The organism is Paraburkholderia sp. CI3, assembly GCF_050436505.1.
In the GTDB taxonomy this organism is placed as follows: domain Bacteria; phylum Pseudomonadota; class Gammaproteobacteria; order Burkholderiales; family Burkholderiaceae; genus Paraburkholderia; species Paraburkholderia tuberum.
This window is the reverse complement of record NZ_JBNDMI010000004.1, coordinates 1408253-1422748: the sequence shown is the minus strand read 5'-3', so window position 1 is coordinate 1422748 and position 14496 is coordinate 1408253. Positions and strand designations below refer to the sequence as shown.

10 protein-coding genes are annotated in these 14496 nt (G+C 65.0%); 4 read left to right on the top strand and 6 right to left on the bottom strand.

The features are described from left to right. Positions 1-17: 17 nt before the first annotated feature. A complete protein-coding gene (locus OKW29_RS27935) occupies positions 18-2372 on the bottom strand; it encodes a Tex family protein (protein WP_429293370.1) in 2355 nt (784 codons plus the stop codon). Between the two features lie 319 nt (positions 2373-2691). On the opposite strand from OKW29_RS27935, the gene OKW29_RS27930 reads away from it, so the two are divergent. The 3 genes from OKW29_RS27930 to OKW29_RS27920 all read left to right on the top strand — a co-directional run bounded on the left by OKW29_RS27930 (position 2692) and on the right by OKW29_RS27920 (position 6336). Further along, a complete protein-coding gene (locus tag OKW29_RS27930) occupies positions 2692-3639 on the top strand; it encodes a hypothetical protein (RefSeq protein WP_429293369.1) in 948 nt (315 codons plus the stop codon). A 150-nt stretch (positions 3640-3789) separates the two neighbouring features. After that, positions 3790-4008, top strand: coding sequence for a DUF465 domain-containing protein (locus tag OKW29_RS27925; protein ID WP_013089766.1), 219 nt, complete (start codon positions 3790-3792; stop codon positions 4006-4008). A gap of 63 nt (positions 4009-4071) precedes the next feature. Further along, on the top strand, positions 4072-6336 hold the full coding sequence (locus OKW29_RS27920) for an ATP-dependent DNA helicase (RefSeq protein ID WP_429293368.1): 2265 nt from the start codon (positions 4072-4074) through the stop codon (positions 6334-6336). Positions 6337-6525: 189 nt separating this feature from the next. Here OKW29_RS27920 and OKW29_RS27915 read toward each other — a convergent pair whose 3' ends face one another. Together OKW29_RS27915 and OKW29_RS27910 are read right to left on the bottom strand one after the other, a co-directional pair. Then, positions 6526-6777, bottom strand: a complete 252-nt coding sequence (locus OKW29_RS27915; protein WP_429293367.1) for a hypothetical protein — start codon at positions 6775-6777, stop codon at positions 6526-6528. Between the two features lie 231 nt (positions 6778-7008). Further along, the gene (locus OKW29_RS27910) at positions 7009-8262 is read right to left on the bottom strand and encodes a JmjC domain-containing protein (protein ID WP_429293366.1); all 1254 of its coding nucleotides are present in this window, start codon (positions 8260-8262) and stop codon (positions 7009-7011) included. A 32-nt stretch (positions 8263-8294) separates the two neighbouring features. On the opposite strand from OKW29_RS27910, the gene OKW29_RS27905 reads away from it, so the two are divergent. Beyond that, complete coding sequence (locus OKW29_RS27905) at positions 8295-8837, top strand: FKBP-type peptidyl-prolyl cis-trans isomerase (protein WP_184067661.1); 543 nt, start codon at positions 8295-8297, stop codon at positions 8835-8837. Here OKW29_RS27905 and OKW29_RS27900 read toward each other — a convergent pair. The 3 genes from OKW29_RS27900 to lplT all read right to left on the bottom strand — a co-directional run bounded on the left by OKW29_RS27900 (position 8817) and on the right by lplT (position 14425). Then, positions 8817-10265 carry a hypothetical protein gene (locus tag OKW29_RS27900; RefSeq protein WP_429293365.1) on the bottom strand — a complete coding sequence of 483 codons (1449 nt, stop codon included), beginning with the start codon at positions 10263-10265 and terminating at the stop codon, positions 8817-8819. The genes OKW29_RS27905 and OKW29_RS27900 overlap by 21 nt on opposite strands. Further along, complete coding sequence (gene mutS, locus OKW29_RS27895; protein ID WP_429293364.1) at positions 10231-12918, bottom strand: DNA mismatch repair protein MutS; 2688 nt, start codon at positions 12916-12918, stop codon at positions 10231-10233. Before mutS ends, OKW29_RS27900 begins: the two co-directional genes overlap by 35 nt. 208 nt (positions 12919-13126) lie before the next feature. Then, positions 13127-14425, bottom strand: a complete 1299-nt coding sequence (gene lplT, locus OKW29_RS27890; RefSeq protein WP_429293363.1) for a lysophospholipid transporter LplT — start codon at positions 14423-14425, stop codon at positions 13127-13129. Positions 14426-14496: the final 71 nt, after the last annotated feature.

Below are 14496 nucleotides of genomic sequence, written 5' to 3'. Positions count from 1 at the left end.
GCTCCGGTCCGTGACGCTCACTTCTGCTTGAGCTTCGCAAACGCAGCCGCCATCGCGCCGCCCGGCTCCGGTTCGCGCGAGCGTTGCGGCGCACCGCGTCCCGCTCCGCCGCGATTGAAGCTGCCGCCCGAGCCACCGCGATCCTGCTGCGCACCGCCGCCGCTGCGCGCGGCCGCTGCACCGGGTTCGTCGTCGAGACGCATCGTCAGTGCGATACGCTGGCGCTTCACGTCGACTTCGAGCACCTTGACCTTGACGATCTGACCGGCTTTCACGACCTCATGCGGGTCCTTCACGAACTTCGTCGACATCGCCGACACGTGCACGAGGCCATCCTGATGCACACCGACGTCGATGAACGCGCCGAACGCCGCGACGTTCGTCACGACGCCTTCGAGCACCATGCCCGGGATCAGATCGCTGACCTTCTCGACACCTTCGCGGAACGTCGCGGTCTTGAACTCGGGACGCGGATCGCGGCCCGGCTTCTCGAGTTCGACCAGGATGTCGCGCACGGTTGGAAGACCGAAACGCTCGTCGACGAATTCGGTGGGTGACAGTCCCCGCAACGCATCGCGATTGCCGAGCACTTCGCCGACCTGCTTACTGATCTTCGCGAGGATGCGCTGGACGACCGGATACGCTTCCGGGTGCACCGACGAACGGTCGAGCGGATTCTCGCCGTTATTGATGCGCAGGAAGCCGGCAGCCTGCTCGAAGGTCTTGTCGCCGAGACGCGGCACCTTGCGTAGATGCTCGCGCGACGGGAACGGCCCGTTCGCATCGCGATAGTCGACGATGTTGCGCGCGAGCGTTGCGTTTAAACCCGACACCCGCGCGAGCAGCGCGACCGACGCCGTGTTCGCATCGACGCCGACCGCATTCACGCAGTCTTCGACGACCGCGTCGAGCGAGCGCGCGAGTTCGCGCTGGTTCACGTCGTGCTGATACTGGCCGACGCCGATCGCCTTCGGCTCGATCTTGACGAGCTCGGCGAGCGGGTCCTGCAGACGTCGCGCGATCGACACCGCGCCGCGCAGCGACACGTCCATGGCGGGGAATTCCTTCGCGGCAAGCTCGGACGCCGAGTACACCGACGCGCCGGCTTCGGACACGACGATCTTCTGCAGCTTCAGCTCCGGGTGACGCGCGATCAGTTCGCTCGCGAGCTTGTCCGTCTCACGCGACGCGGTGCCGTTGCCGATGCTGATCAGCTCGGCCTGCGTTTGCGCGGCGATTCGCGCGAGCTTCGCGAGCGAGCCGTCCCAGTCGCGGCGCGGCTCGTGCGGGTAGATCGTGTCGGTCGCGAGCACCTTGCCGGTGCGGTCGACCACCGCCACCTTCACGCCGGTACGCAAGCCCGGATCCAGACCGATCACGGCCTTCGGACCAGCCGGCGCCGCGAGCAGCAGGTCCTTCAGATTGCGCGCGAACACGCGGATCGCTTCGTGTTCGGCTTCGTCGCGCAGATTGGTCAGCAGCTCGTTTTCGAGGTGCGGCTGCACCTTCACGCGCCAGCACCAGCGGCACACGTCTGAGAGCCACTTGTCGGCGGGGCGGTTCTGATTGGCGATGCCGAAGTGCCGCGCGATCAGCGCTTCGCCCGGGTGCGGCACCTGCGCGTCGAGCTCTTCGCCGAGGCCGAGCTTGATCATCAGCACGCCGGCATTGCGGCCGCGGAACAGTGCGAGCGCGCGATGCGACGGCACCGTGCGGATCGTTTCGGCGTAGTCGTAGTAGTCGCGGAATTTCTCCTCTTCCGCGGTTTCCTTGCCTTCCACGACCTTCGACGACACCACGCCCTGGTTGAACAGATAGTCGCGCAGCTTGCCGAGCAGTTCGGCGGTCTCGCCGAATTGTTCGGAGAGGATGTCGCGCGCGCCGTCGAGCGCGGCCTTCACATCGGCGACGCCTTTGTCCGCGTCCACGTACGCCGCGGCTTCGGCTTGCGGATCGAGCAGTGGATTGCCGAGCAGCGCGTCGGCGAGCGGCTGCAAGCCGGCTTCGCGCGCGATCTGCGCGCGCGTGCGGCGCTTCGGTTTGTATGGCAGATAGAGGTCTTCGAGCACCTGTTTGCTGTCGGCGCCTTCGATCGCGCCGCGCAGCTCGTCGGTGAGCTTGCCCTGTTCGTCGATGCTCGCGATGATCGCCGCGCGCCGGTCTTCCAGCTCGCGCAAATAGAGCAGGCGCTCCTCGAGATTGCGCAGTTGCGTGTCGTCGAGATTGCCGGTCACTTCCTTGCGATAACGGGCGATGAACGGAACGGTCGCGCCTTCGTCGAGAAGTTCCACTGCGGCCGCGACCTGGCGCGGCTGGACGGACAGTTCGGTGGCGATGCGCTGGATGATCTTGAGTGCTACGGTTTCCGTCATAAGGTCTTGGTGTTCCTGCGGACTCAGTGATGGGCCGCGCGCGGGCGGCAAATCGGGACAGGCCCGGCGTGCGCCGCGACCAGGTTGCTAGAGCGGGGCATTTTGCCATAAATGCCAAAGGGCTCAACCGTGGGGTGTTAGAATTTCGGGCATGTTCCGTTGACCCTCTACGACGTTGCCAATCTCCTTGTCCCTCAACCGCCTGGTCTCTTCGCTGGCGTCAGGTTCACTGCCGGGTTTACTGCCGGGTTCGTCTCAATTGCCGCTGGTTTCTTTGCGCTCGTTCGGTCGGTCGGCTTTAACGGCTGCCGCGTCGTGCGTGATCGCCGCAGCGCTCGTCGTGCCGGTGTCGGCCGCGGCGCAAAGCACGACGCCGGCGCAAGGTACGGCGCCCGTCGCGGCCTCGGGCGCGCAAGCCGCCGCAACCGCCGACGGCCCTCAAAGCGCAAGTGACGTAGCCGTGCTGGACAAGTCGTTCGACGAGCGGCAACAGGTGCTCAATCAGCGCACCGACGACAACAACTATCAATTCGCTGTCGCGCAACACAACTGCTACAGCCGCTTCTTCGTCAATCACTGTCTGAACCGCGCGCGCGACGCGATGCGCAGCGTGCAGGCGGACATCCGCAAGGAACAGCTCGCGCTCGACGCCGAGCAGCGTGCGCAGCGCGCCCGTGAACGCGACGAACGCACCGCGTTGCGACGCGCGCAAAACGAGGCGGAAGCGCCGCAACGTGCCGCCGAAGACGCGCGCAACGAGCAGGCGTATCAGGAAAAGCAGCGTCAGCACGCGCTCGATCAGGCGCAGCACAACGCCGAGGCGCCGCAGCGCGAAGCCAATGCGCAGGCCTACGCGGAGAAGCAACGTCAGCACGCGCTCGATCAGGCGCAGCGTAACGCCGCGGCTCCGCAGCACGAAGCCAATGCGCAGGCCTACGAGGAGAAGCAGCGCCAGCACGCGCTCGATCAGGCGCAGCGTGGTGTCACGCCTGCGCAGGCGGCGGCCAATCAGAAGGCCTACGACCAGAAGCAGAGCGACTACCAGCGCAAGCTGGAGGAAGCGCATCGGCAGGGCGCGCAAAAGGCCGCGGAGCGCCAGCAGAAACAGGAGACTTTCGAGCGGAAGCAGGCCGAGGCCGCGCAGCACAAGCTCGATGTCGAAGCACGTCAAAAGCAGGCCGCCGAGAAGGCCGAGCAGAAGCGTCAGGACGAGCTGAAGCAGCAACAGCTCGAAGAGCAGCAAAAGCAGCAACAAGAGCAACAGTAAGCGTGCTGTAGTGGCTGTATCGTAGAGTAAGCCGTGGGGCCGTCGTGGCCAGGGCCGCCGTAGTCGTCGTAATGCGTTTTGAGGCGGACAGCAACCTCAGGCATCGGACCGCGCGCACGCGGTTCGTGCCGCCGACCAGAGGAGGCGAGCATGCGCGATCGTCATCACGTCATCGACGCAAACACACTTCGCGACCGCATTCTGCAACTGGAATCGGAGCACAGTGGACTCGACCGGTTGATCGACCGGATGTCGGATGAACCCGGCATCGACGACTTCGAGTTGCAGCGCCTGAAAAAGCGCAAACTTAAAGTCAAGGACACCATCATCTTGCTGCAATTGCAGCTCGAACCGGACGCGCGCGCCTGAGTTCGCGGCCTGGCAGGCGCCGGGCGCGCAGCGCGCGAGCCGGACTTAGCAGGAACGCTTGCCTTGAATTCATCGCATGACACTTCATCCCGGGCCGCGCCGGACAACGCATCTGCTTCGGGCACGCCCGCGCCGCGCGCGGCAGCACCGGTGCCAGGTGTGTCGCTGAATCGGCGCCGCGCGAGCGAGCTCGACGACATCTTCGCCGACAACGGTCTGCTCGCACGGCAGATCGACGGTTATCGGCCGCGTGCGTCGCAGATCGAGATGGCGCGCGCGGTTGCCGCGGCGATGGAGGCGTCGGGCCGCGCGATGCCCGAGCCCGCGATGTTCGAGACGCAGAAGCGCCCGGCGCGGCGCCTGCAGCAGGCCGGCGCTGAAGCCGTCTCTGAGTCGACCGGGAGCAACGCGCAAGCCGATGGCGTCGACGGTGGTGAGAATACGTTGATCGTAGAGGCGGGTACCGGCACCGGCAAGACCTATGCGTACCTCGTGCCGGCCATGCTGTGGGGCGGCAAGGTGATCGTCTCGACCGGCACCAAGCATCTGCAGGATCAGCTGTTCCAGCGCGACATTCCGACCGTGCGCGACGCGCTCGCGGTGCCGGTGTCGGTCGCGATGCTGAAGGGCCGCGCGAACTACCTGTGCCATTACTACCTGCAACGCACCGCGGACAACGGCCGTCTGCCGTCGCGCCAGGAGACCTCGTATCTGCAGGACATCGTGCGCTTCGCGAAGATCACGCGCACCGGCGACAAGGCCGAACTCGCGAGCGTGCCGGAAACGGCGCAGGTGTGGTCGATGGTCACGTCGACGCGCGACAACTGTCTCGGCCAGGAGTGTCCCCACTACAAGGACTGCTTCGTGATGCAGGCGCGCCGCGAAGCGCAGCAGGCCGATATCGTGGTGGTCAACCACCATCTGTTTTTCGCCGACATCATGCTGCGCGATACCGGCATGGCGGAGCTGCTGCCGACTGCGAATACGGTCATCTTCGACGAAGCGCACCAGCTGCCCGAAACCGCGACGCTGTTTTTCGGCGAGACGCTATCGACCGCGCAGTTTCTCGAACTCGCACGCGATTCGGTCGCCGAGGGCCTCGGTCACGCACGCGATGCGGTCGATTGGGTCAAGCTCGGCGCGACGCTCGAGCGCGCCGCGCGCGACGTGCGGCTCGCGTTCAAGGAAGACTCGGTGCGTCTGTCGATCGGCCAGCTGCCCGACGATCACCCGCTGTTCGCCGCGCTCGAGACGCTCGAGGCCGAACTCGACGCGTTGACCTCGGCGTTGGCGGGCCAGGCCGAGCGAGCCGAATCGCTCGGCGCGTGTTTGCGTCGCGCGCGCGAGTTGCAGGACGTGCTGAGCGGCTGGACCACGCCACCCACGAGTGCAGAACGCGACGCGGTTGCGACCCGCGAGGGTGACGCCAGCGCGGAGCGCGCCGATCCGAATGAAAAGGTGCGCTGGATCGAGGTGTTCTCGCACACGGTGCAGCTGCACGAAACGCCGTTGTCGGTCGCGCCGATTTTCGCGAAGCAGCGCGCCGGCGTGCCGCGCGCGTGGATCTTCACATCGGCGACGCTGTCGGTGCGCGGCGACTTCACGCACTATGCGGCGCAGATGGGCTTGAACTCGAAGCGCTCGATGACATTGCCGAGCCCATTCGACTATCCATCGCAAGGGCTTCTGTACGTACCGCGCAATCTGCCACAGCCGTCATCGCCGATGTTCACCGACGCCGTGTTCGATGCCGCATTGCCCGCGATCGAAGCCTCGGGCGGCGGCGTCTTCATGCTGTGCACGACGCTGCGCGCGGTGGATCGTATCTCGGCGAAGCTGCGCGACGCGATCGAGTCGCGCGGCTGGGACTATCCGCTGCTCGTGCAGGGCGATGCGAGCCGCACCGAACTGCTCGACCGCTTTCGCGCCTACGGCAATGCGATCCTGGTCGGCAGTCAGAGCTTCTGGGAAGGGGTGGACGTGCGCGGCGACGCGCTGTCGCTGGTCGTGATCGACAAGCTGCCGTTTGCGCCGCCGGACGATCCCGTGCTGGCCGCGCGGCTCGACGCGCTGACGAAGAAGGGCTTGAGCCCGTTCGCCGTGCATCAGCTGCCGCAGGCCGTCATCACGCTGAAGCAGGGCGCCGGCCGGCTGATTCGCGCGGAGACCGATCGGGGCGTGCTGATGATCTGCGATACACGTCTCGTGGATAAACCTTATGGCCGCCGCATCTGGCAGAGTCTGCCGCCGTTCAAGCGCACCCGCGAGATCGACGTGGTGCGTGAGTTCTTTGAGGAGAGCGCTGGGCCAGCGGCGCCGGTTCGATAGGGGATGTGTTCCACACATGCGACGAGCTCCGCAGCGGAAAGCGGCCCTGAATGACAAAACGCCACGGATGTGAATCCGTGGCGTTTTTCTTTTCCCGTTTGCGGCCCGCGCCGTTTCCGGCCAGCCTCCAAACGTTTCATGCGCAGGCGCTGTAGCGGGAGCGCCGCTACAGCGCCGAACCGTTGCGGCTTACTGGCTTGCGCCTGCTGCCGGCGATGCTGCTTCAGCCGGCGATGCTGCCATTGCCGGCGATGCTGCTTCGGCCGGCGATGCTGCTTCGGCCGGCGATGCTGCCATTGCCGGCGATGCTGCTTCAGCAGGCGATGCTGCCGCCGGTGCGGACGCAGCTTCCGACGGTGCAGCAGCCTGATCGTTGCTCTTGTTGCATGCAGCGAGTGCCACAACTGCCAACAGGGATGCTACGAGGAGGGATTTCTTCATGATCACGTCCTTTTATGGTTTAAAGGTAAGCAACAGCGCAAAATAAAACCGGTAATGTGCTCCAACACCGACCTGGGCCGCTGGTGGAGATGCTCTTTTGACGAGCTGGAATCTTCCCTACGGCTTGGGCGGAAATTATATGCACTTTCGTACTGACAGTCGATAAATGCGGGTCAATACGTTGTCTTTCTCATACAAAATTTCACCGTACGGTATAACAGGCGGGCAGAGTTACGCAATCTCGCCTACCTGTATCCAGCCCGCACAATACCACTCGTGTAGCAGTGCTGTCACCGATGAATCGTGCGATAGTGTTACAAAGCGTATCGCACTCATGCACCGCAGATTTGCGAGTTCAAACAGCCATTTTTTCGCGCCGATCCACGATATTTCTTCTCCATTTACGAAGAAAAAACGTCGTTCATACAACAGGTTAGTCTTGCGATCGAGCCGTAGACCGGATCTCGACGCCGCGCCGATGAAACGGGCTTCGTTGAGCGGCCGTTGCGGCGGATCGAAGACGACACTCGGCTTGGGTTCGCTGAGGTACGTGCCAAGGAACGACGCAATGTCCTGCTCATTCCATCGCACTTGAGCAAGCATCGCGCCCACCCGTTCGACGAGCGCCGCGGGCAACTCGGCCGGCTGTTCGACGGCGGCCTGCCGTGGGTCGCGATAAAGGGCGCCCGCCTTGCCCGTGGCCTCTCCGCGCTCGGCCAGGTGGTAGAGGAACTGCGCGGTCAGCTCGCTTTCGGAGGGCGCGCGAAAACCGATCGAGCAGGTCATGCATTCGCCCTCGGCGATGCCGTCGTGCGCGATGTGCGGCGGCAGGTACAGCATGTCGCCGGGCTCGAGTAGCCACTCCTGTTCGTGCTCGAAGTGCTGTAAAACCTTCAACGGCAAGCCGGGCTGCAGCGTCAGATCTTTCTGCGCGCTAATGCGCCAGCGGCGCTTGCCTTTTACTTGCAAAAGAAACACATCGTAGGAATCGAAGTGCGGGCCGACGCCGCCGCTATCGGTCGCATACGAAATCATCAGGTCGTCGAGACGCGCGTCCGGCACGAAACGGAAACGGTCGAGCAACGCGCGCGCGCGGTCGTCGTGCAGATCCACGCCCTGCACGAGCAGTGTCCATGCGCGCTGTTTGACGGACGGCAGTTCGTCGGGCGCGAACGGCCCGTGCTCCAGCTGCCATTTGTTGCGGAAGTGCGTGATCAGGCGCGCTTCGACGTCGTCCCGATCGGCCAGCTCGAACAACTCGTCGCGCGACAGCGGCGCTTCGATGTCCGGAATCGCCTGACGGATCAGCAACGGCTTTTTCTGCCAGTAGCGGCGCATGAATTGCGACGGGCTCAGATGGCCGAGAAGTGCGGTCGGAACGTCGGGCGAGGGCGGAAGAATGGGCCGCGTGGCCGGCTTTGCAGTAGACGGCGAATTGCTTGCCGAACCTGCATCGGCCGGGAGGTGAGTGGGCCGCCTGGGCATCGTATAATGTGAGTTGTATTTTGGAGAATCGAATGAAAATCGCAAAGAACACCGTCGTGTCGGTCGCCTACAAACTGTCGGATGCGCAGGGCAATCTGATCGAGGAAAGCGAAGAGCCGATGGTCTATCTTCACGGCGGCTATGATGGCACGTTCCCCAAGATCGAGGAAGAGCTCGACGGCCACGAGGCTGGCTTCGAGACCCAGATCCAGCTCGAGCCGCAAGACGCGTTCGGCGAATACGATCCCGAGCTTGTGAAGATCGAGCCGCGCGATCGCTTCCCGGAACCGCTCGAAGTCGGCATGCAATTCGAAGGCACCCCCGAAGATGGCGACGAGGAAATCGATGCGCTGGTGTACGTGGTGACCGACGTCGCGGAAGACAAGGTCGTGCTCGACGGCAATCATCCCCTCGCCGGCATGGCGCTGCGTTTCGCGTTGACCGTCAAAGACGTGCGTCCGGCAACTGAAGACGAAATTCAGCACGAGCACGCGCATGGCGCGGACGGCCTCGAAGTTCTCGACGACGATGAAGACGAGGACGAAGAAGACAGGTCAAAACCGACCCTGCACTGAGCTTGCGGGCATGCGCGGTGTCGTCGCGGGGGCAGACGGCACCGATGCGGGCAACGCAGGCGAGGCTGGCAGTATCGACCCCGGCGGCATCGAGATAGCGGGCCCATAGTCGCTGCCGCCCTGGTCGGACGGGATGCGCGGCTGCTGCTCCTGCGACTCTCCAGGTCTCTGCAATACGGGCGGCAATTCCGACGCCGGCCCGAAACCTTCCACATTCGGCATCTCCGGCGCAATCGGCATCGACGCGCCGGATTCGTCGCGCGGCGATGCGGGCGGCAAGACCGGCGGCGTGGTGGGCAGCGGCATCTGCTTCGGCACGTCGCGCACGCTGACCCTGAACGGCGGCTTCCTGCCGAAATCCGCTTCTATCTGAATCCATTGGTTGAGACGATCATGCGGCGCGAGCGCAATGCGCGTGAGGTTCGTCACGACCATCCCCTTGTCGTTGCGTAGCGGCTGATCGATGACGAAACCGCCGGCCGGCCGGTCGTCGTCTGCATGAATGACGACCACGGGTCCGGGGAAAATCTGCGCGAGCTTGACCAGACTGCGCTTGAATTCCAGAAAGCCGTCGCGGCGCGAGCTATGTGCGAAGTGCAGCCAGGCGAACCGTTCGGGTCGCTCGTAGCGCTCCGGGTCGAAGTCGCCTTGAATGAACACGACGATCGCGCGCGCGTCGCGGCGCTTCGCGTATTCGGCCGCGTGCTCGAGCCAGAATGCGTTGGCGATCACGCGATCTTCGAACTCGCCGTTGCGGCCGCCCGCGCTCAGGTAGTGGTTGTTCGGACCCGGCGCGTTCAGGCCGATGAAGACGATGTCGCCGGCTTTGGTGTCCGCTTTGTCGTTCGTTTTTTCGTTGACCACCCAGCGCACGTTTTCACGGAACGGGCGGAAGCGCGACACCTCGCTCTCGCGCGTCAACGCGATCGGGTTCTGCCCCATCGACGTTGGATCGGCGAACAGCGTTTGCCGCAACTGGTCGAGCCGCTCGACCGGATCGAAGCCGCCGCCTTCCGCCGTGCCGCAATCGACCCAGTCATGCTGGCCGGGGATAAAGAAGAGGGCAGTGCGCGAGCTGTCGAGCAACGCGTGGCGGCGCTCGAACAGCGCGTCGCGGCAAACTTCCTTTGGCCCCTTCAGATTGCCGTCGTAGACGACGAAGCGCACGTCGCGCTCGCGGCCGATCGCCTCGAGCAGCCGTTGCGTGGCGGCTTCGTCGGCGGGGCTGTGCATCGTGCCGGAAATCACCGCGAACGCGAAGCGCGAGGCCTCGGCGTGCGCCGGCGCGGTCCATGCGCACACTGCCACGAGCACGACGATGCCGCCTGCCGGTGCGAGCACGTGGCGCAGCGCCGCGCGAAGCCGGCGCGGGCGCGGCGGGTGTCCCGGCGTGTCAGTGGTCCGCATCCGGCGCGACGGCCAGTTCATGCAGTTCGTACAGCAGATCGAGCGCTTCGCGCGGCCGCAGATCGTTCGGATCGATGCCGCGCAGACGCTCGACGAGTGTCTGCATCGCGGGCGACGCAGGCGTTGCGTCGCCCGCCGCCTCATGGTCGTCGTCCGCATCTTCGGCGAGCATGGCAGGCTGCGTCGCGAACAGATCGAGTTGCGGCGCGGGCTGCGCGGCCGATTGCTGCTCCAGATGCGCGAGATGCTTGCGTGCCGCGCGGATCACCGCGTTCGGCACGCCGGCCAGTTGCGCGACCTGCAGACCGTAGCTCTGATTGGCGGGCCCTTCGTTGACCGCGTGCAGGAACACGATGCCGTGCCCGTGCTCGACTGCCGAGAGATGCACGTTGGCCGCGTGCGGAAACTCCGCGGGTAGTTGCGTCAGCTCGAAATAGTGCGTCGCGAACAGCGTGTAGCAGCCGTTGTGGGCGAGCAGGTGGCGCGCGATCGCCCACGCCAGCGCGAGGCCGTCGAACGTCGACGTGCCGCGGCCGATCTCGTCCATCAGCACGAGGCTTTGCGGTGTCGCGTCGTTGAGGATCGCGGCGGCTTCGGTCATCTCCACCATGAAGGTCGAGCGGCCGCCGGCGAGGTCGTCGGCCGCGCCGATGCGCGTGAAGATGCGGTCGATCGGTCCGAAGGCCGCGCGTCGCGCTGGTACATAGCTGCCCACGTAAGCGAGCAGCGCGATCAGCGCGGTCTGGCGCATGAAAGTCGACTTACCGCCCATGTTGGGACCGGTGATCAACAGCAGCATGCGCTCGGTCGCGAGTGAGCAATCGTTGGCGATGAACTGCTCGACCTGCGCCTCGACCACCGGATGACGACCTTGCTCGATGTCGATACCCGCGTTCGCCGAGAACGTCGGCGCAACCCAGTCGAGCGCGCGAGCGCGTTCGCCGAGCGCGGCCAGAAGATCGAGTTCGGCGAGCGCGAGCGCAACGCGCTGACAGTCGGGAATGAACGGCAGCAACGATTGCAACAACGCGTCGTACAGTGCGCGTTCGCGCGCGAGCGCGCGTTCCTGCGCGGACAGCGCTTTGTCCTCGAAGGTCTTCAGCTCGGGCGTGATATAGCGCTCGGCATTCTTCAGCGTTTGCCGACGGCGATAGTCGTCCGGCACCTTGTCGGTCTGGCCGCGCGTGACTTCGATATAGAAGCCGTGCACCTTGTTGTACTCGACGCGCAGATTGCTGATGCCGGTGCGCGCGCGTTCGCGTGTTTCGAGATCGATCAGGAACTGTCCGCAGTTCTCCGAAATATCGCGCAGTTCGTCGAGCTCGGCGTCATAACCACGCGCGATGACGCCGCCGTCGCGCACCATCGCGGCCGGCTCTTGCGCGACCGCGAGCTTCAGCAAATCGGCGCACGCGTGCGGCGGTTCGAGCGCCGCGTCGATACGCGCGAGCGAATCCGCGTTCGAGGCCACCGCCGCGAGCTGCGCGCGCAATGCAGGCAGCGCGATGAAGGTATCGCGCAGGCTCGACAGATCGCGCGGCCGCGCCGACAGCAGCGCGAGACGTCCGGTGATCCGTTCGATGTCCGAAATCTGCCGCAATGCGCTGCGCAATGTATCGAGGTCGGCGCCCGGCGGCGCATCGAGCAACGCGCCGATCGCCTGCTGACGCGCCTGAGCCACCGCCGAATCGCGCGGCGGATGATGCAGCCAGTGCCGCAGCAGGCGGCTGCCCATCGTCGTGCAGCAGGTGTCGAGCAGCGAGCACAGCGTCGGCGATTCGGTGCCGCGCAGTGTCTCCGTGAGTTCGAGGTTGCGGCGCGTGGCCGGATCGAGGCCGATGTATTCGGATTCGTATTCGACCTTCAGGCTGCGCACATGGCGCAGTTGCTGGCCCTGCGTGGACGCCGCATACAGCAGCAACGCGCCGGCCGCGCCGCACGCGCAGCCGAGCGAATGCGCGCCGAAGCCGTCGAGGCTCGCGACTTCGAGCTGGTCGCACAGGCGCTTCGTGCCCGAGGTGATATCGAAGTGCCAGGCCGGTACACGCTTGAGCGCGCTGGCGTTGACAGGCGGTGTCCAGCTGGTCGAATCGGCGGTGGCGTCGGCGACCAGAATTTCCGCGGGACGGATGCGCTCCAGCGCGGCGGCGACCTGATCGGGCGCGACTTCGGCGAGGCGCAGCGCGCCGCTCGCGAGATTGAGCCACGCGAGACCGACGCTCGTGGCGACACCGCGGCGATTGTGCGCGACGCCCAGCGCGAGCAGATAGACGTCACTCTTGTCGGACAGCAGCGCGGCGTCGGTCAGCGTGCCAGGCGTAACCACGCGCATGACCTTGCGCTCGACCGGGCCTTTCGAGGTGGCCGGGTCGCCTATCTGTTCGCAGATCGCGACCGATTCGCCGAGCTTCACGAGCTTGGCCAGATACTGTTCGACAGCGTGATGCGGCACGCCGGCCATCTTGATCGGATTGCCCGCCGACGCGCCGCGCTGCGTGAGCGTCAGATCGAGCAGGCGCGCGGCTTTTTCGGCGTCGTCGAAAAAGAGTTCGTAGAAGTCGCCCATCCGGTAGAACACCAGCGTGCCCGGATGCTCCGCCTTGATGCGCAGGTACTGCTGCATCATCGGCGTGTGTTGTGCGACGTCGTTGGCCGCTGCGGTTTGAATACCCATCCTTCGTGTCTTCTTGCGGTAGATGCTCAGGGCGTGAGTTTAACCCGCCGGCGCGGCGAGCGGACCCTGGGCGAACGGACGATGCCCAACACAAGAGCTGAATGTCAGCATGACCTATTCGATCAAAGCGGGGGTTGCACGCCGTCGCGGCGGGTTACGGCCGTCGAGCCGAGCCTCGCGCTGTCATTGCTGGAGCACCGTGGTGCATTCATTCCTCGATCATCGCCCGCATGTCCACCCTGCGTTCGTTCGCCGCGCTGCGGCGTTTCGCGAGCCACATCAGCAGCGTGATGAAGGTGCCGAACACGACGATGATCCACTGCGCGGGTATCTTCGCCGTGAGCAGCAGCGCGTACACGCCGAGCATCAGCAGCACCGCGAGGTTCTGGTTGAAATTCTGCACGGCGATCGAGTGACCGGCCGACAGCAGCGTCGCGCCGCGATGCTGCAGGATCGCATTCATCGGCACGATGAAAAAGCCCGACAACGCACCGAGCACGATCATCAGCGGATAGGCCAGCAGAATGTAGTAGGGCGCGACGTGCGTGCCGAAGCGCAGGCCCGCGCCCGCCGGGAACAGGTCCTTGTTGTAGAAGGCCATCGCGATCGCCACCGCGCCCGTCAGCACGCCGACCGGCAACACCTTCAGCGAGTGGCGCAATGGAATCAGCGCGGCCGCGCCCGCCGCGCCGATCGCGATGCCGAAGCCGGTCACGCCTTGCATCACCGCCGCCTTCGACAACGACAGCCCAAGGTTCACGTTCGCCCATTTGAGCACCAGCAGTTGCATCGTCACGGCGGCGCCCCACATCAGCGTGGTCACCCACAGCGCGATCTGCGCGAGCTTGTCGGCCCACAGCACCCGGAAGCAGTGATGGAAATCGCCGACCAGCTTATTCGGCTCGGTCAGCCGGTTCGGATAGCGCGCGCCAGTGTCCGGAATGAAGATGTTGATCGCGGCGGCGATCGCGTAGGTGAGCATGACCGCGCCCATCGCGAGATCGGCGGCCGAGCGGATCAGCGGCATATGCGCACGCGTGATGAAATGCTCGACGACGGTGCTGATCAGCGCACCGCCGAGCATCGTGCCGGCGATCGTCGACAGCACCGTCGCCGATTCGAGCCACGCGTTCGCCTGCACGAGCTTTCCGGCGGGCAGCAGCTCGGTGAGGATGCCGTACTTGGCGGGCGAATACGCGGCTGCGCCGAAGCCGACCACGCCGTAGGCGATCATCGGATGAACGCCCAGAATCATCATCAGGCAGCCGCTCGCTTTCAGCGCGTTGGAGATGAACATCACGTGACGCTTCTGCATCGAATCGGCGAACGCGCCGACGAACGGCGCGAGCAGCACGTACGAGATCGTGAAAAAAATCTGCAGCAGCGGCGTAACCCACGCGGCCGAGCGCATCACGGAAAGCAGGGCGATGGCGGCGATCAACAGCGCATTGTCGGCCAGCGACGAAATGAACTGTGCCGCGATGATCGTATGGAAGCCTTTTTTCATGGGGCAGATTGGAGGCTGCGCCCGGGGCGAAAGTCGGGCAGGGTCAAAGCGGCATGGAGCAGGGAACGGTC